This is a genomic window from Bacillus sp. NS1 (genome assembly GCF_058248265.1).
Genome location: NZ_JBZAZF010000003.1, coordinates 530,503 through 547,933, shown reverse-complemented (window position 1 = coordinate 547,933; position 17,431 = coordinate 530,503). Strand labels below are relative to the sequence as shown.

The following is a 17,431-nucleotide window of genomic DNA, read 5'->3' as shown; positions in this document are numbered from 1 at the left end:
GCTGACTGTCAGCCTGTTTTTTTATCCAAACTTTCCTGTAATGTAATCGAGGGTTCTTTGATCCTGCGGGTTAGAGAACATTTTATTGGTATTGTCGCATTCAACAAGCTCACCCATATAGAAAAAGGCGGTTTGATCAGAAACCCTTGCTGCCTGCTGCATGTTGTGCGTGACAATGACAATGGTATATTTATTTTTCAGCTCAAGAAAGAGTTCTTCAATTTTTCTCGTTGAAATTGGATCTAGTGCAGATGTCGGTTCATCCATCAGCAAAATATCAGGATTTGTCGCAAGCGCTCTGGCGATACAAAGACGCTGCTGCTGGCCTCCTGATAGCGAAAGAGCGGATGAATGCAAACGATCCTTCACCTCATCCCATAACGCCACATCTTTTAATGACTTTTCCACAATGTCCTGTAGCTTCTTTTTATTTTTGGTGCCGTGGACTCTCGGTCCGTAAGCGACATTATCAAATATAGATTGCGGAAACGGATTCCCTTTTTGAAATACCATACCGATATTTTTCCGCAAATCCACGATATCCACTTTACCCTTTAAAATATTGCTGCCATTATAGTTCAGCTCACCTGCAAGTTTTACATTCGGCGTCATTTGAATCATTAAATTCAAAGTTTTAATAAAGGTCGATTTCCCGCATCCTGATGGCCCGATAATCGCCGTGACCTCGTTTTCATGGATGCTCAAATTGATATTTTTTAAAGCATGATGCTGTCCATACCATAAATTCATACCATTGACTTGATAGACTTCCTGTTTCATTACCGCTTCGGTAGCAATACTCATTGCCGCCCTCCTATCCGAATTTCCCGTTAATATAATCCTCTGTCTTTTGCTGCTTCGGACTGGTGAAAATCTGTTCAGTCTGTCCGTATTCTACAAGCTCGCCGTTTAAAAAGAATGCCGTCCGGTCAGAAACCCGCAGAGCCTGCTGCATATTGTGCGTGACAATAATAATCGAGTATTCGCTTTTCAATTCTGTAATTAATTCTTCTATTTTTGCATTTGAAATCGGATCTAGTGCTGAAGCTGGTTCATCCAGCAGAAGAACAGCCGGCTTCATCGCAAGCGTTCTCGCGATGCATAAACGCTGCTGCTGGCCGCCTGATAACGAGAGTGCAGATGAATGCAAACGATCCTTCACCTCATCCCAGAGCGCAGCTTTTGTTAAGCTTTCTTCCACGATCTCATCTAAAACAGCTTTATTCCGCTCTCCGGCATATTTCAATGCATGTGTGATATTCGCATAGATCGATTTCGGAAATGGATTCGGTTTTTGGAAAACCATTCCGATTTCTCTTCTTAAGCTGACAACGTTAATATTGCCACCCAGTATATTTAAACCTTCATAAAGGATTTCACCTTCAGCTCTTGCAGAAGGAATTAAGTCATTCATTCGGTTAATGTTTCTCAAAAAAGTCGACTTTCCGCATCCTGACGGTCCAATCAAAGCAGTCACCGCATTCTTTTCAATATCCATATTCACATGGTGTACCGCTTGTTTAGTGCCGTAAAAAATAGACAGATCTTTCACTTCGAGCACGTGGCGCTGTTTTGGAACGAAAACAGAACGCTCAGGCTTTTCTTTTACCATTTGTACAGACATGTTTTTTTCGCCTCTTTCCGTTCTAATTTGCCGTAAGCTTCTTGTAGATCATCGTGCCAAGCCATCTTGCTGCAAGATTAAACACAAGAACAGAAATCACCAGCACCGCAGAACCTCCGTTGGCAATCGCTTCTGCATCCGGAATGATTCCTTGCGTATTTACGTTCCAAATGTGGACCGCAAGTGTTTCAGCGGGCCTGAAAATATTGAGCGGCGATGTTTCAGAAAACGGGTTCCACTCCGTAAAGTTAAGACGCGGCGTTGTCAGACCGGCTGTAAATAATAATGCCGCCGCTTCCCCGAACACCCTTCCTGACGCTAAAATTGCTCCTGTGATGATAGAAGGAATCGCACTTGGAATTAAAACCGTTTTTACGGTATGCCAGCGTGATACACCTAAAGCGAGAGAGGCTTCCTTCAGATCTTTAGGTACTGAAAGGATCGCGTCTTCTGTCACACGCACCATGACAGGAAGGTTAAAAACAGTTAACGCAAGCGCCCCGCCTATGATCGTATATCCCCAGCCTGTTAAGTTGACAAACATCAATAATCCAAACATCCCGATGACAATAGACGGTAGAGATGAAAGCACCTCTATACATGTTCTGATGAAATCAGTCACTTTGTTATTAGGCGCGTACTCAGCCATGAACACTCCGCCGCCCACACCGAGCGGAATTGTAATCAGCATCGTAATAAACAAAATATAAAAGGAGTTAAACAGCTGGTCGCGTATTCCTCCTCCAGCTGCAATGGCGCTCGATTTTGTCGTAATAAAATCGAAGCTGAGCTGGGAAACACCGTTTATAATAATATAGGAAAACAAGCCTACTAGAATTGCAGCGATAATGGCTGCGCACAAACCAAACATTCCAGTCGCCAGTTTATCTGTTATTTTGCGGTTCATTACACTTTCCTCCTAGATGACAAGTAGCGAATAAGCAAGATGAACAAGAATGACATCACCAGAAGCACAAGCCCCATGGACCACAGCGTATTGTTTTCAACGCTGCCATATGTGGTGTGGCCCATATTCAGCGTGATAATCGTTGTCAGTGTTCCGGCAGTGTCAAACAGGCTTTCCGGCAATGCTCTTGTATTTCCAATAACCATCTGAACAGCCAAAGCTTCACCAAACGCCCGTGCCATTCCAAGTACAACAGCCGTCATTAATGTCGGAAAGGCTGCAGGCACAAGTACTTTTCTGATCGTCTGCCATCTAGTCGCACCTAACGCGTAAGAACCTTCTCTTAAGCTCTTTGGAAGGGAAGCCATCGCATCAGCAGAGATCGATGTGATGGTCGGCAGAATCATGATAGAGAGGACAATCGTTCCCGCCAATAAACTGTGCCCTGTTCCGCTCGATTTGAACTGGGCGATAAACGGTACCAATACTGTAAGACCTATGAATCCATAAACAACAGATGGAATGCCGACTAATAACTCGATTACCGGCTGCAGCACTTTCTTTCCCCAGTTGGGCGCAATTTCTGTCATAAAAATCGCACCAGCAATGCCAAGCGGTGCAGCAATGAGAGCAGAAAGAATCGTTACTGCAAATGATCCAAAAATAAATGGCAGTACTCCATATTTCGGATCAGTATCTGTAGGGTTCCAATTTAGGCTCGTTAAGAATTCAATTGGGCTTACACCATTTACAAGAAAAGATTGCAGCCCCTTAACGCCGAGGAAAATAGTGATCGCAACAGATGCCGCAATCATAATAAGCGCACAAGCTGTCACAATCATTCTTCCTCGAACTTCATCCAATTGCCGATTTTGCCTTGAGCTGATCAAACGCTCGCTCACAGACATATTTTCTCTATTGTTTATCATTGTTTTACACTCCTATGAATGTGTTAAGAGGAGAAACGGTTGTCCGCACTCCTCTTTTTATTAAGATCAGCTTTGTTTCCCGTTGGCATCTCGTGTCACTTTCATATCAGTAACCGGAATGTAGCCTTGGTCAGTAACAATGCTTTTTTGAATGTCTTCACTCTTTAGATAATCAAGAAATTCTTTAGCTAAATCTGCTGCTTCACCTTTTGTGTAAGAATGCTGATAAGCCCAGATCGGATACTCACCAGTTGCAACATTTTTCGCTTCAGGTTTTACGCCGTCAATAGATAAAGCAGTTACTTTGTCATCTGTTAAATATGAGAATGCAAGATATCCAATCGCTCCCGGAGTGTCAGCAATGATCTTTTTTACTGTGTTGGAAGAATCTTCAGTAATGCCTTCTGCAGGTTCTTCTCCGTCAAGCGCATATTTCACAAATGTAGCACGTGTGCCAGAAGAATCAGGACGGTTTACAAGTGTAATCTTTTGGTCCTTGCCGCCAAGCTCTTTCCAGTTTTTGATTTTGCCAGTGAAGATTTTTTTTAGTTCATCTTTTGAAATATCCTTCACACCAGCATCAGGGTTTACAGCTGCTGCCATACCAACTACTGCGACTTGATGATCGACAAGCGCTTTTGCATCGATCCCTTCTTTTTCTTCAGCAAAAACGTCTGAATTCCCGATCTGAACAGCTCCTTCAGAGACTTGAGAAAGCCCTGTTCCAGAACCGCCAGCCTGTACCTGTATATCAGCATCAGGGTTTTCTTCCATAAATTTTTCTGCTGCTGCAAGTACTAATGGCTGCATAGCCGATGAACCAGAAATGGTTAAAGAACCTGATGCCTTTCCTTCTCCTTTTGCAGAATCGCTATTCGATTTTTCACTTTCTCCTGCATTTCCGCATGCAGCTGCAATGATCATAAAAGCAGCCATCAGAAGCATAAGCACCAATTTGTTTTTTTTCATTTCCTGAATTCCCCCTGCGTATAATGTGTAATTTGTCCTACACGTATAGAGTAAAGGTTCTGTGTAAAAAGGGTTTGAATCGAATGTTAAGGTTTTGTAAATCAATGCGTTTTTTTGTATAAAAAAAAACGCCCACATCATGTGAGCGTTTCTTTTTAGTTATCAGAAGACGTTGTGTTTTCTGCATTCTCTTCGATTTTATCTTTATTCTTTTGCTGAGTATCTTCTTTGTCCTGCTTCGATTTCAGCTCAAAATATTTATCCATTACCTCTCTGCCAATTTCGTTTGTAATGGTATATTTAGCGCCATAATCAATATAAGCCCAAGGTACTACTACTGAGATTGCAATTTCAGGATTATCAGCCGGTGCATAAGCGACAAGTGTCGTATTATATGTCGCTGTTCCTGTTTTTGATTTATCAGGCCCGTCATAGAACGATTGTGCTGTTCCTGTTTTGCCCGCAGGCTGATACGAAGCTGATGCAAATTGGCTGGCAGCTGTCCCTTTTGTCATCACTCGTCTGAATCCGGCCTGTACTTCTTTAATGTATTCACTCTTCATGTCAATTTTATTCAGCACTTCCGGCTGAACGGATTGCACGACAGCACCAATCCCTTTTTCAGCATTAGGTTCTCTGACTTCTTTTACTAGCTGAGGCTTCAAGCGGTAGCCGCCGTTTGCAATCGTTGATACGTATTGTGCCAGTTCCAGCGGTGTATACGTATCGTACTGGCCGATCGCATAGTCAAGCAAGAATCCCGTTAATCTGTTTGTTCCTTTATAGCCTGTCATTTCATTCGGAAGATCAATTCCAGTTTTGACACCCAAACCAAATTGGCTGAAGTAATTCCGGAATGTATCAAAGGCCGTTGTATCAATTGGTAATGCTTGATGCGGTTTATATTCACCTTTTCCGATTGCGATCGCAGTTTTAAACATAAATACGTTAGAAGATTTCTGTAATGCTGTCTGAATATCAACTGGCCCCATGTTTTGCCAAGACTTTTTCCCTTTTTTATCTTGTCCGATATACAAAGGTTCATCCTTAAAAATCGTATTCAAATTAATAGCACCAGTTTGCAGGCCGGTCAAAACAGTTGCACCTTTAACGGCTGATCCCATGGCATAGGATGAAGTCATATTTCCTAATGCGTAATCATCAAACTTGTATGCTCCATTTTCTCGTTTAATTTGCTTACCCGCCATCGTCAGCACTTCACCGTTTCTAGGATCCATCATGACAACGAAAGCACGGTCTAACAATTGAGTGCTTGCTCGTGCTTTAGCAGATTTTAGATTCTTCTCAATAATTTTTTCCACTTCTTTTTGCAAATCAATATCAATCGTAAGCACGAGATCTTTACCAGCTTTGCCTTCAGAAACCGTTTTTGTTCCCGTCACATTGCCGTTTGAATCTGTGATATTTTCTACCTTTGCTTTTTGTCCCTGCAGAAGGCTTTCGTATTGGTATTCCAAATAGCTTTTTCCGACCCTGTCATTTCGGCTGTAACCAAGCGACAGATAATGGTCGAGCAAGTTGGACGGCAATCCTTCATCAGAGCTGGAAACACTTCCGAGCACTGAGCGAAGAAGGTTTTTATACGGATATTCACGTTCCCAATCGGACGTGACATCAACCCCCGGCAGTTCGTCTAAATGTTCACTTACTACTGCCATTTCTTTCGCTGATACATCTTCATTTTTGATATATTGAGGGGTCAATGCATATCCTGAATCCATCTGTCTTTTGATGGCGAGGATCTGCATGTCTTTATCCGTCAGTTTATTCAGCTGCTTATCAGTAATTCGTTTTAGCTGAAGCTGATATAAATCGTCATCGGATAATTTTTTGTCTTCAACCTGCTGTCTTTCTTTAGAGGTAATCAGCTTTTTCGCTTCTTTCGGTCTAGTCAAAATCCAATAATCTTTTTTATCCCGTTCTGTTACTTTTTTTGTGTCAACTTTAATCATTTCAGACAGCTTTTTTGCGATCTTTAAACGTTGCTTTTGCGTGGTCGATTTAGATCTGGTGTATGTGATTGCATTTAAAGCCTTATTTGTCACGATGGCGTTAAAGTTTCGATCATAAATTTTCCCGCGCGGCACCGCCGAGCTAACTTCACTTTGTTCCTGCTTATTAGCTTGATTTTTGTAATCATCGCCTTGCACAATCTGCTTGATGCCCAGTTCCACAATGATCCAGGTAAATATGACAAAGGCAGCCAAAAATAAAATATTCAGCCGGATCGGAAGCGACTTCTTTTTCTCTTTATGATTTTGCTTTTTTGGTTTATTTCTCCTCATAACATCACCTTTTTCTATTTACAGAAAGAAAAGACACTCAAGTAAGAGTGCCAGTTTTCATTTTAAAGGTTTTTTCGACTTTTTTCTACAGATAACCCCTTTTTGACAAAAAATTATCTTTCGCCTTTTAAAAGATTCGGTTCAGTTACCCGTTTTTGGCCGTCTTCTTCCATAGTTTCATTTTCCTCTTCTTTCTCCTTAAAACGGATATCCTTGACAAAGTAATAAATCAGCGGATGTCCTACGCCCAATATAGCAAGTGACAAAGGAATTCCCACATCCTCTTTCAGAAGGGCCACGATCAGGAGAAAGCATAAAATGGAGACAATCCTGCCGGCATTTAAAAACATTTCCCTCAGCACGATATATTCAATTCTTGCTTTTCTGGCATGCCTCGCCCGGCCTATCACATCATATGTAAGTGATACATATGGCACGAGCAAAAGTGGATAGCCGATGGCAATAAAAACGCCGTACGTCAATAATGTCGTAAAGCTCATATGAAACAGAATCAAAAACATCGCCCCATATAGAATAAGCCCGCCCAGCAAAATCGCTTTTTTTCTTGCCTTTTTCTTTATCAGCCTCGATGCAAAGTAGTAGGCAAAGAAGGAAACAGCTGAGTTGACGAGGCCAAATGTGCCAAGGGCAAGTTCGCTGTTTGTCTCAATAAATACAAATACACTGATTAAAAAGACAAAAATCCCTTCTCTCAAACCCTGAAAAAAATGCGCATTCGTAATTCTCCGCCAGTTCATATTGCTATGGCGCTCTCCAAACACTTTGCTCAGCATAAAACGGCCCTTTGATTCTCTCCGCTTTAAAAAAAAGCTCATTACGACAGCCAAGGCAAATAAACTGAGGGAGAGACTGAAAATCACTGTGTAACCCGTATTATTTTCAAGCCTTGAGATAACGAATCCCGCTACAATCGGACCGATCATTCCCGCAGAGGAAGACAGAATGCCCATAAATCCGTTGAAAAAGTCTCGCGTCTCCGGCTCTGTTATTTCAAAAGTCAGCACGTTAAACGCAAGCCAATAAAAGCCATACCCCACCCCGAGCACTGCGCCGATCAGTACGAGCCGGCTGGCCGCCGTTTCTCCTGCTAAAAGCACACTTAAATAAAAGGCAGCTAAAAAAATGACGCCGAACCTTAAAATGAACACCCTGTCTATTTTTTTGGCTAACCGTCCAGCCAAATAAAAGGTTATCGGCTGCATTGTCACAATGGATAAATTGTATATCGCCAAATCAATAAATTTCCCTGACTGCTTCCAAAGATACACATTAACAAATGTATTGGACAGTGCAATTCCCAGCGAGTAAAGCCCGCCTATGGTCAGCAGAAAAAGTAATCCTTTGTTTACGTCTACATCGCCAATCACTTTTTTTAGTTTGCTCATTACTGACTCCCCTTTACTATCCCTTAGTCTGTCTCACTCAAACCGAGATATGTAAAAAGAAGACATAAAAAAACAAGGCCCTATATTGAGGACCTTGTTTGTGTCATTATTTTGCTTCGCTGTATAGACGAGCCACTTCGTCCCAGTTCACAACATTCCAGAACGCTGAAATGTAGTCAGGACGGCGGTTTTGATAGTTAAGGTAGTAAGCATGCTCCCAAACGTCAAGACCTAAGATAGGCGTTTTGCCTTCAGAAAGCGGAGAATCTTGGTTTGGCGTGCTTGTGATTTCAAGTTTGCCGTTGTTCACAACAAGCCATGCCCAGCCAGAACCGAAGCGTCCAGCTGCTGCAGCTGCGAATTGCTCTTTGAATTTGTCAAAGCTTCCAAATACACTGTTGATCTCGTCAGCAAGCGCGCCAGTCGGCTCGCCTCCGCCGTTTGGAGATAATAGTGTCCAGAATAATTTGTGGTTCGCGTGTCCGCCGCCGTTGTTGCGAACTGCAGTGCGGATGTTTTCAGGGACAGAATTAAGGTCTGCAACAAGTTCTTCAACTGATTTGTTTGCAAGAGCAGTGTTTCCTTCAACCGCTTTGTTTAAATTTGTCACGTATGTGTTGTGGTGTTTCGTATGGTGAATAGTCATAGTTTCCTTGTCGATATGCGGTTCTAAAGCATCGTACGCATAAGGTAATTCTGGAAGTTCGTAAGCCATGATAATTCCTCCTTAATATATATGTACTGAAATGCCGCTTCACAGCGAGCCTTTCTTCATTCAATGTAACAAAAGAATGCTTTGTAATCAATGAAAATGCTCACATTTTGGCTCATTTCAGCGGACATATTTCACTTTAACCGATAATCCGCCCCATTAAACCTGCTGCCCGACATTCTTATAGGACCGTCCACAAAAAATATCCGATCATCAAAAGCTGGATGATACCCTTAGCAATAACCCCTGTTAAAAAGCCAATGAGCGAGCCAAGACCGATTTTAAACGCTGACTTTAAGTCCTTTTGATGGACGATAAGTTCTGCACAAACTGCCCCGATAAACGGCCCTAATATGATACCCGCAACTGGAATGACGAAAGGCCCGATTAATAAACCGATCGTGCTTCCCCATATGGCGGCTTTGCTTCCGCCGAACCTTTTTACTCCAAGCAGATTAGACACGTAATCTGCGGCGAATAATACTGCGGCAAAAACAGCTTCAACGAGCCAGAACATATAAGAATACGGACTGAATGAAAACAAAAATCCGTACAATACAAAGCCGGCAACAATAAATACTACACTCGGAATAATTGGGTACACCAGTCCGATAAAGGCGATGATAAATACCGCCGCAATCACCAGCCAATACAACAAATCCATAGCATCCATCCTCCCTTTTTACATCCATCTTCTTCATGTCTTCCTTGTATTTACACGTTGGCAACGATACAATAAGCAACATATATTAGTATAGCTAGGAAGTGAAGATAGTGAATGTATTTCAGCTTTTCATCAAAAGTACATACTCTCCCCGTGATATTGCAAAAACAAGATTTCAAGGAATCGGAAAAGCGATTCTTTATGTATTTTTGCTCTCTGTCCTTTTTGCAATTCCAACCGCTTATTATGTAAGCTCAGGGACAGTAAAATCAATGAACGGCTTTAAAACCGTTTTAAACAAAGATTTCCCTGATTTCACAATTTCAAACGGCAAACTTCAAACTGAGGAGAAAAAAGCCACGGAATCACAGGCAAATGGTTTCGTTATCGTGTTTGATCCGACAGACGCCTACGGTACCGAACAAATTGAAGCAAAGCAAAACGCGATTGGCATCCTTCAGAACAAATTTGTTTTGGCCATTGACGGACAAGCCCAAGAGATGCCTTACTCAATGATGCCATCTGAGTTAAAGAAAAAAGATGTCATTGCAGGTTTAAATCAAAATAAAGCGATGATTGTAACTGTTCTCTCAGCTCTCATTTTCCTCGTAACAGCCGCAGGAAAATTTATTGAAGTATCATTCTTAGCGCTTATCGGAGTAATCATTAAGAATTCACAGAAAAAACATCTGTCCTATCACCAGCTCTGGAAGCTTTCTGCCTATTCCATCACCCTATCGACTGTATTCTTTACAATCATGCGTGCGTTAGAAGTGACAGTTCCAAGTGAATTTTTGCTGAACTGGTTTGTCAACTTTGTCATCCTGTTTCTCGTTTTAAAAGAGATTCCTTCCAAAAAAGCTCCTGTATAACCCGAGACTGCCTTCGCAGTCTCTTTTCTTTTGTCATGAAACTAATTGGACAAGCATACTATGGTATAAATTTAGTATGCGGGAGGAAAAGCGATGAAGCGTCTCACTTTTGTATGCAGCATTGTTTTTATTCTATTTATTCTTTTTTATGATCTTAAAATTGGAACGATACCCATTCAGGACCTCCCTGTCTATGAAGCATCAACAAAAACGGTTGTACAAGAACCAGCGTATAAAACGGTGAAGGTAAAGCCGGGTGACACGGTTATGTCAATTGTCGGATCAGCAGGTTCTCCCGACGACATTGTAAAGGATTTTGAAGCACTGAATCCGAATGTGAAAGCTAACACCATTCAAGCTGGAACAGCGTACAAATTCCCGGTCTATCCTTAATTAACGTTAATTTCTTGTCAGTTCGGCGAAGACACTGTTACAATGTAATTTGTAAAATAAATTCACATAAACCATACTAGAATTGTTATATCTAGAAGCGGCAACTACAATTAAGGAGCGATTGCAAGTGAGTGAAATCACACATCGTACAAAAACGCGTCCCGTCAAAGTGGGACCTTTAACAATAGGCGGCAACAATGAAGTTGTCATCCAAAGCATGACAACAACAAAAACACATGATGTAGAAGCAACGGTTGCGGAAATTAACCGTTTGGCTGAAGCCGGATGCCAAATCGTCCGGGTAGCATGTCCGGATGAACGGGCAGCAAACGCCATTGCGGATATTAAAAAACGCATTTCCATTCCGCTCGTTGTTGACATACATTTCGATTATAAACTTGCGTTAAAAGCCATTGAGGGCGGCGCAGATAAAATCCGAATCAACCCTGGCAACATCGGCCGCCGCGAAAAAGTCGAAGCGGTCGTTAAAGCGGCTAAAGAAAAAGGGATTCCGATCAGAATCGGAGTTAACGCTGGTTCACTTGAAAAACGGATTTTAGAAAAATACGGTTATCCGACAGCCGACGGAATGGTAGAAAGCGCACTTCATCACATTAAAATTCTTGAAGATCTTGACTTTCACGATATTATTGTCAGCATGAAGGCATCTGACGTCAACCTTGCGATCGAGGCCTATGAAAAAGCGTCGAAAGCATTTGATTACCCGCTACACCTCGGGATCACAGAATCAGGTACGCTGTTTGCCGGCACAGTTAAGAGCGCCGCAGGACTAGGCGCGATTTTAAGCAAGGGCATCGGAAACACCTTGCGTATTTCATTAAGCGCAGATCCTGTGGAAGAGGTAAAAGTAGCAAGAGAGCTTCTGAAATCTTTCGGCTTAGCCTCCAATGCTGCCACACTCATCTCATGTCCGACTTGCGGCCGTATTGAGATTGATTTGATCAGTATCGCCAATGAAGTGGAAGAATATATTTCTAAAATTAAAGCGCCGATTAAAGTCGCTGTTCTCGGCTGTGCAGTAAACGGACCTGGTGAAGCCAGAGAAGCTGATATTGGTATCGCCGGAGCACGCGGTGAAGGGCTGTTATTCCGGAAGGGGAAAATTGTCCGTAAGGTTCCAGAGGAAACAATGGTAGAGGAACTCAAGAAAGAAATCGACATTCTTGCTGAGGAACACTATGCAAAACTTGAAGCTGAAAAAGCAAAATCAAAAGAAGAAACACAAAAAGCTTGACGGGAACCCGTCAAGCTTTTTGTGTTAGAAAAATGGAATAATAAATATTCCAAGCACTAATGAGACGATACCGATACCCATCGCCCAAGCTCCAAGGCCCTGAGCGCCTCTTCTTCTTGCGATATAGCCGACAATAATACCGGCAGCTCCCAATAAAACAGGCAGTACAAACAATGAAATAATGGACAAGGCTAAAGCAATATACCCTATTCCCCGTCCTTCATTGACATTGCCGCCGCTGCGGTCATTGTCTTGGTCATTGCTGCGGTCAGCAGCACGGTAAGGCTCTGCGATTTCAGCAGCCGTTTCCTCAAAAAAACCATCATTGTCACGGGTTATATTTGTTCCTTCAGAACCATGATCAACATAGTAGCCGTTGTTATCACGTTTTTCGTAATCGTTTGCCACCTTCAATTCCCCCTTCTGTTTTTATTAAAGGAGCTTTTATAGTTTGATCTATTTTGCCTGATTCATGTTTGCTAAACTTTTCTGTTAATGTCAATTGTTTATGTTACACTTGAAGGGATGAAACTGAAGGAGTGTGGGCATGTTACGCTTAGGAATAGATATTGACGGCACAATTACGGCTCAGGATACATTCGTCCCTTATTTAAACCGCTCGTTTAATCTTTCCATTTCATTAAACGATATGACGGATTATGATTTAACAAAGCTGTTAAACATTACGCAGGAAGAATTTTGGGATTGGATGAATCAAAATGAAGCAATCATATATAAGGAAGCATTGCTTGCACAGCATGCAAAACAGTCACTTGACCTCCTCAAAGAGGAGCACAAGCTAGTTTATATTACAGCAAGACGGACTCATTTAACTGATATTACCTATGAATGGTTTGACAGACAAAATATTCACTACGACCACATCGAACTTGTTGGCGGTCATCATAAAGTTGAGGCAGTCAAAAATCACAACATCGACTTGTTTTTTGAAGATCATCACGGAAACGCGATGATGATCGCGAAAGAAGCTGGTATACCGGTGATTTTATTCAATTCCCCTTATAATCAGCTTCCGATTGATTCAAACATCATCAGAGTAAACAACTGGCTAGAAGCCGTTCAATGGATAAATAACAACAAATATCACTTCATACGTGTCAATAACTGAAAAAGGAGCCAAATTGGGCTCCTTTTTCTCAAATATATGCAATTATGCAGTCGTGTTTTCTTGGTTTTCCGCTGTACAATCAGGGCATGTGCCGTAAATCTCAAATTTATGCCCGCTAACCTGATAACCATCCAAATCATCACAAAGCTTGTCCATCGGACATGATTCAATTTCCTTTGTTTTACCGCACGCCAGACAAATAAAGTGATGGTGATGATGGGTAAATGAACACTTAAATCTGAAGAGCTTTTCACCGGACAGCTCGGTTGTTTCCAAAATACCAAGTTCTTCATATAAAGAAAGGTTTCTGTAGATTGTATCAAAGCTTAAGCCGGGATAATCATCATTTAATGCAGACAGTACGTTTTTAGCGGTAAGATATCTGTCTGAATCAGCAAAAAGCTGCAGCATATCCTCCCGTTTGTTTGTATATTTATATCCGTTTTCTTTCAGTAGGTTCAGCGCTTCTTGTACGTTCATGAAGGTTCCCCCTTTTCGCTTTGCTTAAGAACGTATCACATGTATTGAAAAAGAAAATGGCAGCTGTCTGACCAGCAAGCCATTTTCTTTACTGCAGGTAAAATTATACCCATAAAATGAATAAAAGTAAATGAAAGCCTAGTGGATTGCGTTTTTGAATTTCCCGCCTCTCGTTTCATGAGTATTCATAATTGTTATGAATGCATTTTGATCGACTTCAAACACGATCGATTTTAGCTTAGTCACTTCCAGCCTTGTGACAACCGCGTAAATCACGTCCTTTTCTTCGTCCGTATATCCGCCTTTCCCCTTCAGCTTGGTTGTTCCGCGACCGAGACGGTGCAAAATCGCGTCGGAAATCTCATCATACTGGTCAGACACGATAATGACAGCTTTTGTTTCATCAAGTCCCTGGATCACAGCATCAATGGTTTTCATCGCAATATAATAAGTCATGAAAGAGTACATCGCTTGCTCAGGACCAAACACAAAAACAGCCCAAATGAAAATGAATACATTGATGAGCATAACAAACTCACCTACTGAAAACGGCAGCTTTTTCGTCAGCAAAATACCGAGAATTTCTGTACCATCCATCGAACCTCCGTTTCGAATAACGAGGCCGACGCCAAAGCCGAGTAAAAGACCTCCGAACACAGTGGCCAATATAGGCTGAGTTGTAATGGCTTCTACATGGTGAAGCGAGGATTCAATAACGGCAAGCCCCACAATTCCAATCATCGTAGAGACAAGAAAGGTCTTACCGATATATTTATATCCGAAGATCATAAAAGGAATATTTAACATGACAACAAATAAAGCGAAATTCAGAATTGGGGTTGACATAAAGAGGTGGTCTAATATAAGTGATACACCGATGATCCCGCCATCAATAAAATCGTTGGGGATTAAAAATAATTCGATACTTACAGCCGCACATGCAGCTCCTGACAGAATCATGAAGACCCTGAAAATAAAGCGGGAAAATGTTTCTCTCTTATGTTGTTTTGTTGGGGTCATAAAATCTCCTTTCCTGCAATAACTATTTTAAATACATTATAAATCTATTTTACCATTAAACACTGACACATTTTACTGATTTGCCCATACATTAAGTCTGGAGGTGGAATGGTCGATGATTTTATTTCAAAAAATTATTTTGCAGCGGCTTAATCAGGCTACTGCTGACGATTTGCTGAAGTACTCAAAACAATACGGAATCAGTTTAACAAGACCGCAGGCCATTGAAGTAGCAAACCTATTATACGGAAAAAATGTGAACATTTTTAATGAGAGTGAACGAATGCGGCTGCTAAAACAAGTAGAGGCAATTACATCAAAAGAAACAGCTCAAACTGTTAACGAACTTTTCAAACAATTTACAACCTAAAAAAATGGGGGATAATTCCCCCATTTTTTTATTGCTGTAAAATCTTTTCGAGCAATGTGTCATCAAATTGTTTTTCTTTCAGCATTTCAATCTCAAAACGGTATGGCGGTTTTTTATTCTTTTTATCTTCACCGACATACGGTGTTTCAAGGATTTTTGGAATGTCTTTCAACTGCTCATGGTGAACAACATATTGCAATGCGTCAAATCCAATTTCACCAAAGCCAATGTTTTCATGGCGGTCTTTTCTTGCGCCTTTGACATTTTTGCTGTCATTGATATGAAGCACTTTAATACGGTCAATGCCGATGATTTTATCGAACTCATTCAGCACACCGTCAAAGTCTTCGATAATGTTATATCCAGCATCATGTGTATGGCACGTATCAAAGCACACTGAAAGATGCTCATTATGAGTAACGCCATCAATAATCTGTGCAAGCTCATCAAAGCTTCTGCCGCATTCTGACCCTTTTCCTGCCATTGTTTCTAATGCAATCTGGACATTTTGATTCGGATCAATCACTTCATTTAAGCCTTCAATAATTTTTTTGATGCCTGCTTCAGCTCCCGCTCCTACGTGAGCGCCCGGGTGAAGGACAATTTGCTTCGCTCCGATGGCCGCTGTCCGTTCAATTTCAGAACGAAGAAAATTGACACCAAGCTCAAAAGTTGACGGATTTGTCGTGTTGCCAATATTAATAATATAAGGTGCGTGTACAATAATTTCGTCAATGCCGTTTTCTTGCATGTGTGCCCGGCCCGCTTCTATATTTAAGTCTTCAATTTTCTTTCGGCGCGTATTTTGCGGTGCGCCTGTATAGATCATAAACGTGTTCGCCCCATAAGAGACTGCTTCCTGGCTAGCAGCAAGAAGCATATGTTTTCCGCTCATCGAGACGTGTGAGCCTATTCTCAACAACAGGTTCCCCTACTTTCTTTTTTTAGATTGGTTTCTTCTCTGTTTTTTCTTGATTTTCTCCATCTCGTAGCTCATTTTCTTTTTATATCCAGGCTTAACCTTCTTCGGCTTTTTCACGAGACGATGCGCAATTTCATCCGCTTCGTTAGACGTTTTTTTGCGTTTTTTTCGGCGCTGGCGGTCATCGCCTTTTTTCCACTCGCCCTTTTCAAGCTCTAAGTAATCAAATTCGATGCCCATTTTCTCAAGTCTGGCTAAAGCATCCTCATCAGAAATCTCGTAAATGGTCATCGCTTGTCCCGATGAGCCGGCGCGAGCGGTTCTGCCCACACGGTGAACATAGAAATCGAGATCATCCGGCAGCTCATAGTTGATAACATGACTGACACCTTTAATATCAATGCCTCTTGCAGCAAGGTCAGTTGCAATGACATAAGTGAATTCCAAGTCATTGATCTGCTTCATGACTTTTTTCCGTTCACGAGGCGTTAATCCGCCGTGCAGCAGCCCGATTTTCATACCTTTTCCAGTTAGATATTGAGCGATATGGTCAGCAGTGTTTTTCGTATTAGCAAACACAATGCCCAAGTATGGATTCAGATGAGACATGATATCAAAAAGGAGCTTGTCCTTGTCACGATGTTTCGAAGGAATGAGAATATGCTCGATTTTCGCAGCTGTCACCTGTTTTGGCTCTACGTGGGCGTACTTCGGATTTTCCATGTATTTTTTCAAAAATGGTTTCAGCTTTTCCGGAATCGTCGCTGAGAACACAAGCATCTGCAGGTCCTCAGGCATGCGGGAACCAATGTAATCTACATCTGCAATAAATCCCATGTCCAGCATTAAATCCGCTTCATCAATGACGAGAGATTCCGCTTTATGAACACTTAACGCCTGTTCTTTGATTAAATCGGCAATCCGTCCGGGCGTACCGACAACAAGATGCGGCTGTATCTTCAGTTTATCAATCGATTTTTGTTTATCTGTGCCCCCGATAAAACATTTCGAGCGAATCTGGCTGCCTTCCTCACCCTGTGTGATTTTAAGCGCTTCCTGATGAATCTGGTTGGCAAGCTCTCTTGTCGGAGCCGTAATGACAACCTGAACGACATCCTTGGCAGGATCAATTTTGTTTAATAAAGGCAGTAAATAAGCGTGCGTCTTTCCGGTTCCCGTCTGGGATTGGCCAATGACGCTTTCTTTTTTTAACACTGCAGGAATCAGCCTTTTCTGAATATCAGTCGGTTCGTAAAAACCAAGGCGATGTACTGCATCTATAATAAACGGTTTCAATTCATAAAGTTCAAATTTGGTTTCTTTCATTTTTCCCAGCTCCTTAAAGCGGCACATTATGTGTCCATCATCACATTATACCCGATTTTGAATAAAAACACCACGTTTGCAAGGCGTTTGTTTTATTCAGTTATGTAAAGCAAATACCGCAGCCCATGCATATTCTAATAGCAGAGA

19 protein-coding genes are annotated in these 17,431 nt (G+C 41.7%); 5 read left to right on the top strand and 14 right to left on the bottom strand.

Annotated features, from left to right (window positions below):
- Nucleotides 1-21: 21 nt before the first annotated feature.
- From pstB (AC4CV5_RS13220) to AC4CV5_RS13180, 9 genes are all read right to left on the bottom strand, one after another.
- The gene (pstB, locus tag AC4CV5_RS13220; protein ID WP_490922979.1) at nt 22-804 is read right to left on the bottom strand and encodes a phosphate ABC transporter ATP-binding protein PstB; all 783 of its coding nucleotides are present in this window, start codon (nt 802-804) and stop codon (nt 22-24) included.
- Between the two features lie 10 nt (nt 805-814).
- Nucleotides 815-1,624 (bottom strand): phosphate ABC transporter ATP-binding protein PstB, encoded by an 810-nt coding sequence (gene pstB, locus AC4CV5_RS13215; RefSeq protein WP_490922978.1) that lies wholly within the window; start codon nt 1,622-1,624, stop codon nt 815-817.
- A gap of 22 nt (nt 1,625-1,646) precedes the next feature.
- On the bottom strand, nt 1,647-2,531 hold the full coding sequence (gene pstA / locus AC4CV5_RS13210; protein ID WP_490922977.1) for a phosphate ABC transporter permease PstA: 885 nt from the start codon (nt 2,529-2,531) through the stop codon (nt 1,647-1,649).
- Entirely contained in the window at nt 2,531-3,460 is a 930-nt protein-coding gene (gene pstC, locus AC4CV5_RS13205; RefSeq protein WP_166850771.1) for a phosphate ABC transporter permease subunit PstC, read from the bottom strand. Before pstC ends, pstA begins: the two co-directional genes overlap by 1 nt.
- Nucleotides 3,461-3,526: 66 nt before the next feature.
- Nucleotides 3,527-4,429, bottom strand: a complete 903-nt coding sequence (locus AC4CV5_RS13200) for a phosphate ABC transporter substrate-binding protein (protein ID WP_222143166.1) — start codon at nt 4,427-4,429, stop codon at nt 3,527-3,529.
- A gap of 155 nt (nt 4,430-4,584) precedes the next feature.
- Nucleotides 4,585-6,735 carry a penicillin-binding protein 2A gene (pbpA, locus tag AC4CV5_RS13195; RefSeq protein WP_490922976.1) on the bottom strand — a complete coding sequence of 717 codons (2,151 nt, stop codon included), beginning with the start codon at nt 6,733-6,735 and terminating at the stop codon, nt 4,585-4,587.
- Between the two features lie 113 nt (nt 6,736-6,848).
- The gene (locus tag AC4CV5_RS13190) at nt 6,849-8,141 is read right to left on the bottom strand and encodes an MFS transporter (RefSeq protein WP_456520328.1); all 1,293 of its coding nucleotides are present in this window, start codon (nt 8,139-8,141) and stop codon (nt 6,849-6,851) included.
- Nucleotides 8,142-8,247: 106 nt separating this feature from the next.
- The gene (gene sodA / locus AC4CV5_RS13185; RefSeq protein WP_014114427.1) at nt 8,248-8,856 is read right to left on the bottom strand and encodes a superoxide dismutase SodA; all 609 of its coding nucleotides are present in this window, start codon (nt 8,854-8,856) and stop codon (nt 8,248-8,250) included.
- A gap of 178 nt (nt 8,857-9,034) precedes the next feature.
- Nucleotides 9,035-9,517, bottom strand: a complete 483-nt coding sequence (locus AC4CV5_RS13180; RefSeq protein ID WP_166850758.1) for a DUF456 domain-containing protein — start codon at nt 9,515-9,517, stop codon at nt 9,035-9,037.
- Nucleotides 9,518-9,627: 110 nt separating this feature from the next.
- On the opposite strand from AC4CV5_RS13180, the gene AC4CV5_RS13175 reads away from it, so the two are divergent.
- The 3 genes from AC4CV5_RS13175 (at nt 9,628) to ispG (ending at nt 12,037) form a co-directional block, all read left to right on the top strand.
- On the top strand, nt 9,628-10,389 hold the full coding sequence (locus AC4CV5_RS13175; protein WP_490922975.1) for a DUF1189 domain-containing protein: 762 nt from the start codon (nt 9,628-9,630) through the stop codon (nt 10,387-10,389).
- Nucleotides 10,390-10,482: 93 nt separating this feature from the next.
- Nucleotides 10,483-10,782: a LysM peptidoglycan-binding domain-containing protein gene (locus AC4CV5_RS13170; RefSeq protein WP_490922973.1), complete on the top strand. Its 300-nt coding sequence runs from the start codon at nt 10,483-10,485 to the stop codon at nt 10,780-10,782.
- Nucleotides 10,783-10,903: 121 nt separating this feature from the next.
- Complete coding sequence (gene ispG / locus AC4CV5_RS13165) at nt 10,904-12,037, top strand: flavodoxin-dependent (E)-4-hydroxy-3-methylbut-2-enyl-diphosphate synthase (RefSeq protein ID WP_222143172.1); 1,134 nt, start codon at nt 10,904-10,906, stop codon at nt 12,035-12,037.
- Nucleotides 12,038-12,061: 24 nt separating this feature from the next.
- On the opposite strand, the gene AC4CV5_RS13160 is transcribed toward ispG, so the two are convergent.
- Nucleotides 12,062-12,451 carry a DUF308 domain-containing protein gene (locus AC4CV5_RS13160; protein WP_166850743.1) on the bottom strand — a complete coding sequence of 130 codons (390 nt, stop codon included), beginning with the start codon at nt 12,449-12,451 and terminating at the stop codon, nt 12,062-12,064.
- 133 nt (nt 12,452-12,584) lie between these two features.
- Here AC4CV5_RS13160 and AC4CV5_RS13155 point away from each other — a divergent pair, with 133 nt between their 5' ends.
- The gene (locus tag AC4CV5_RS13155; protein ID WP_490922971.1) at nt 12,585-13,166 is read left to right on the top strand and encodes a hypothetical protein; all 582 of its coding nucleotides are present in this window, start codon (nt 12,585-12,587) and stop codon (nt 13,164-13,166) included.
- A 42-nt stretch (nt 13,167-13,208) separates the two neighbouring features.
- Here the strand turns inward: AC4CV5_RS13155 and zur are convergent, their stop codons facing one another.
- On the bottom strand, nt 13,209-13,646 hold the full coding sequence (gene zur / locus AC4CV5_RS13150) for a zinc uptake transcriptional repressor Zur (RefSeq protein WP_004398578.1): 438 nt from the start codon (nt 13,644-13,646) through the stop codon (nt 13,209-13,211).
- Nucleotides 13,647-13,784: 138 nt separating this feature from the next.
- Nucleotides 13,785-14,666, bottom strand: coding sequence for a YitT family protein (locus tag AC4CV5_RS13145; RefSeq protein WP_222143173.1), 882 nt, complete (start codon nt 14,664-14,666; stop codon nt 13,785-13,787).
- Nucleotides 14,667-14,781: 115 nt separating this feature from the next.
- Here AC4CV5_RS13145 and AC4CV5_RS13140 point away from each other — a divergent pair, with 115 nt between their 5' ends.
- Complete coding sequence (locus tag AC4CV5_RS13140; RefSeq protein WP_166850735.1) at nt 14,782-15,036, top strand: DUF2624 domain-containing protein; 255 nt, start codon at nt 14,782-14,784, stop codon at nt 15,034-15,036.
- Between the two features lie 28 nt (nt 15,037-15,064).
- Here the strand turns inward: AC4CV5_RS13140 and AC4CV5_RS13135 are convergent, their stop codons facing one another.
- Both AC4CV5_RS13135 and cshB read right to left on the bottom strand, forming a co-directional pair.
- Nucleotides 15,065-15,958, bottom strand: a complete 894-nt coding sequence (locus tag AC4CV5_RS13135) for a deoxyribonuclease IV (protein WP_456520331.1) — start codon at nt 15,956-15,958, stop codon at nt 15,065-15,067.
- 9 nt (nt 15,959-15,967) lie between these two features.
- Entirely contained in the window at nt 15,968-17,284 is a 1,317-nt protein-coding gene (gene cshB / locus AC4CV5_RS13130; protein WP_166850731.1) for a DEAD-box ATP-dependent RNA helicase CshB, read from the bottom strand.
- Nucleotides 17,285-17,431 lie beyond the last annotated feature (147 nt).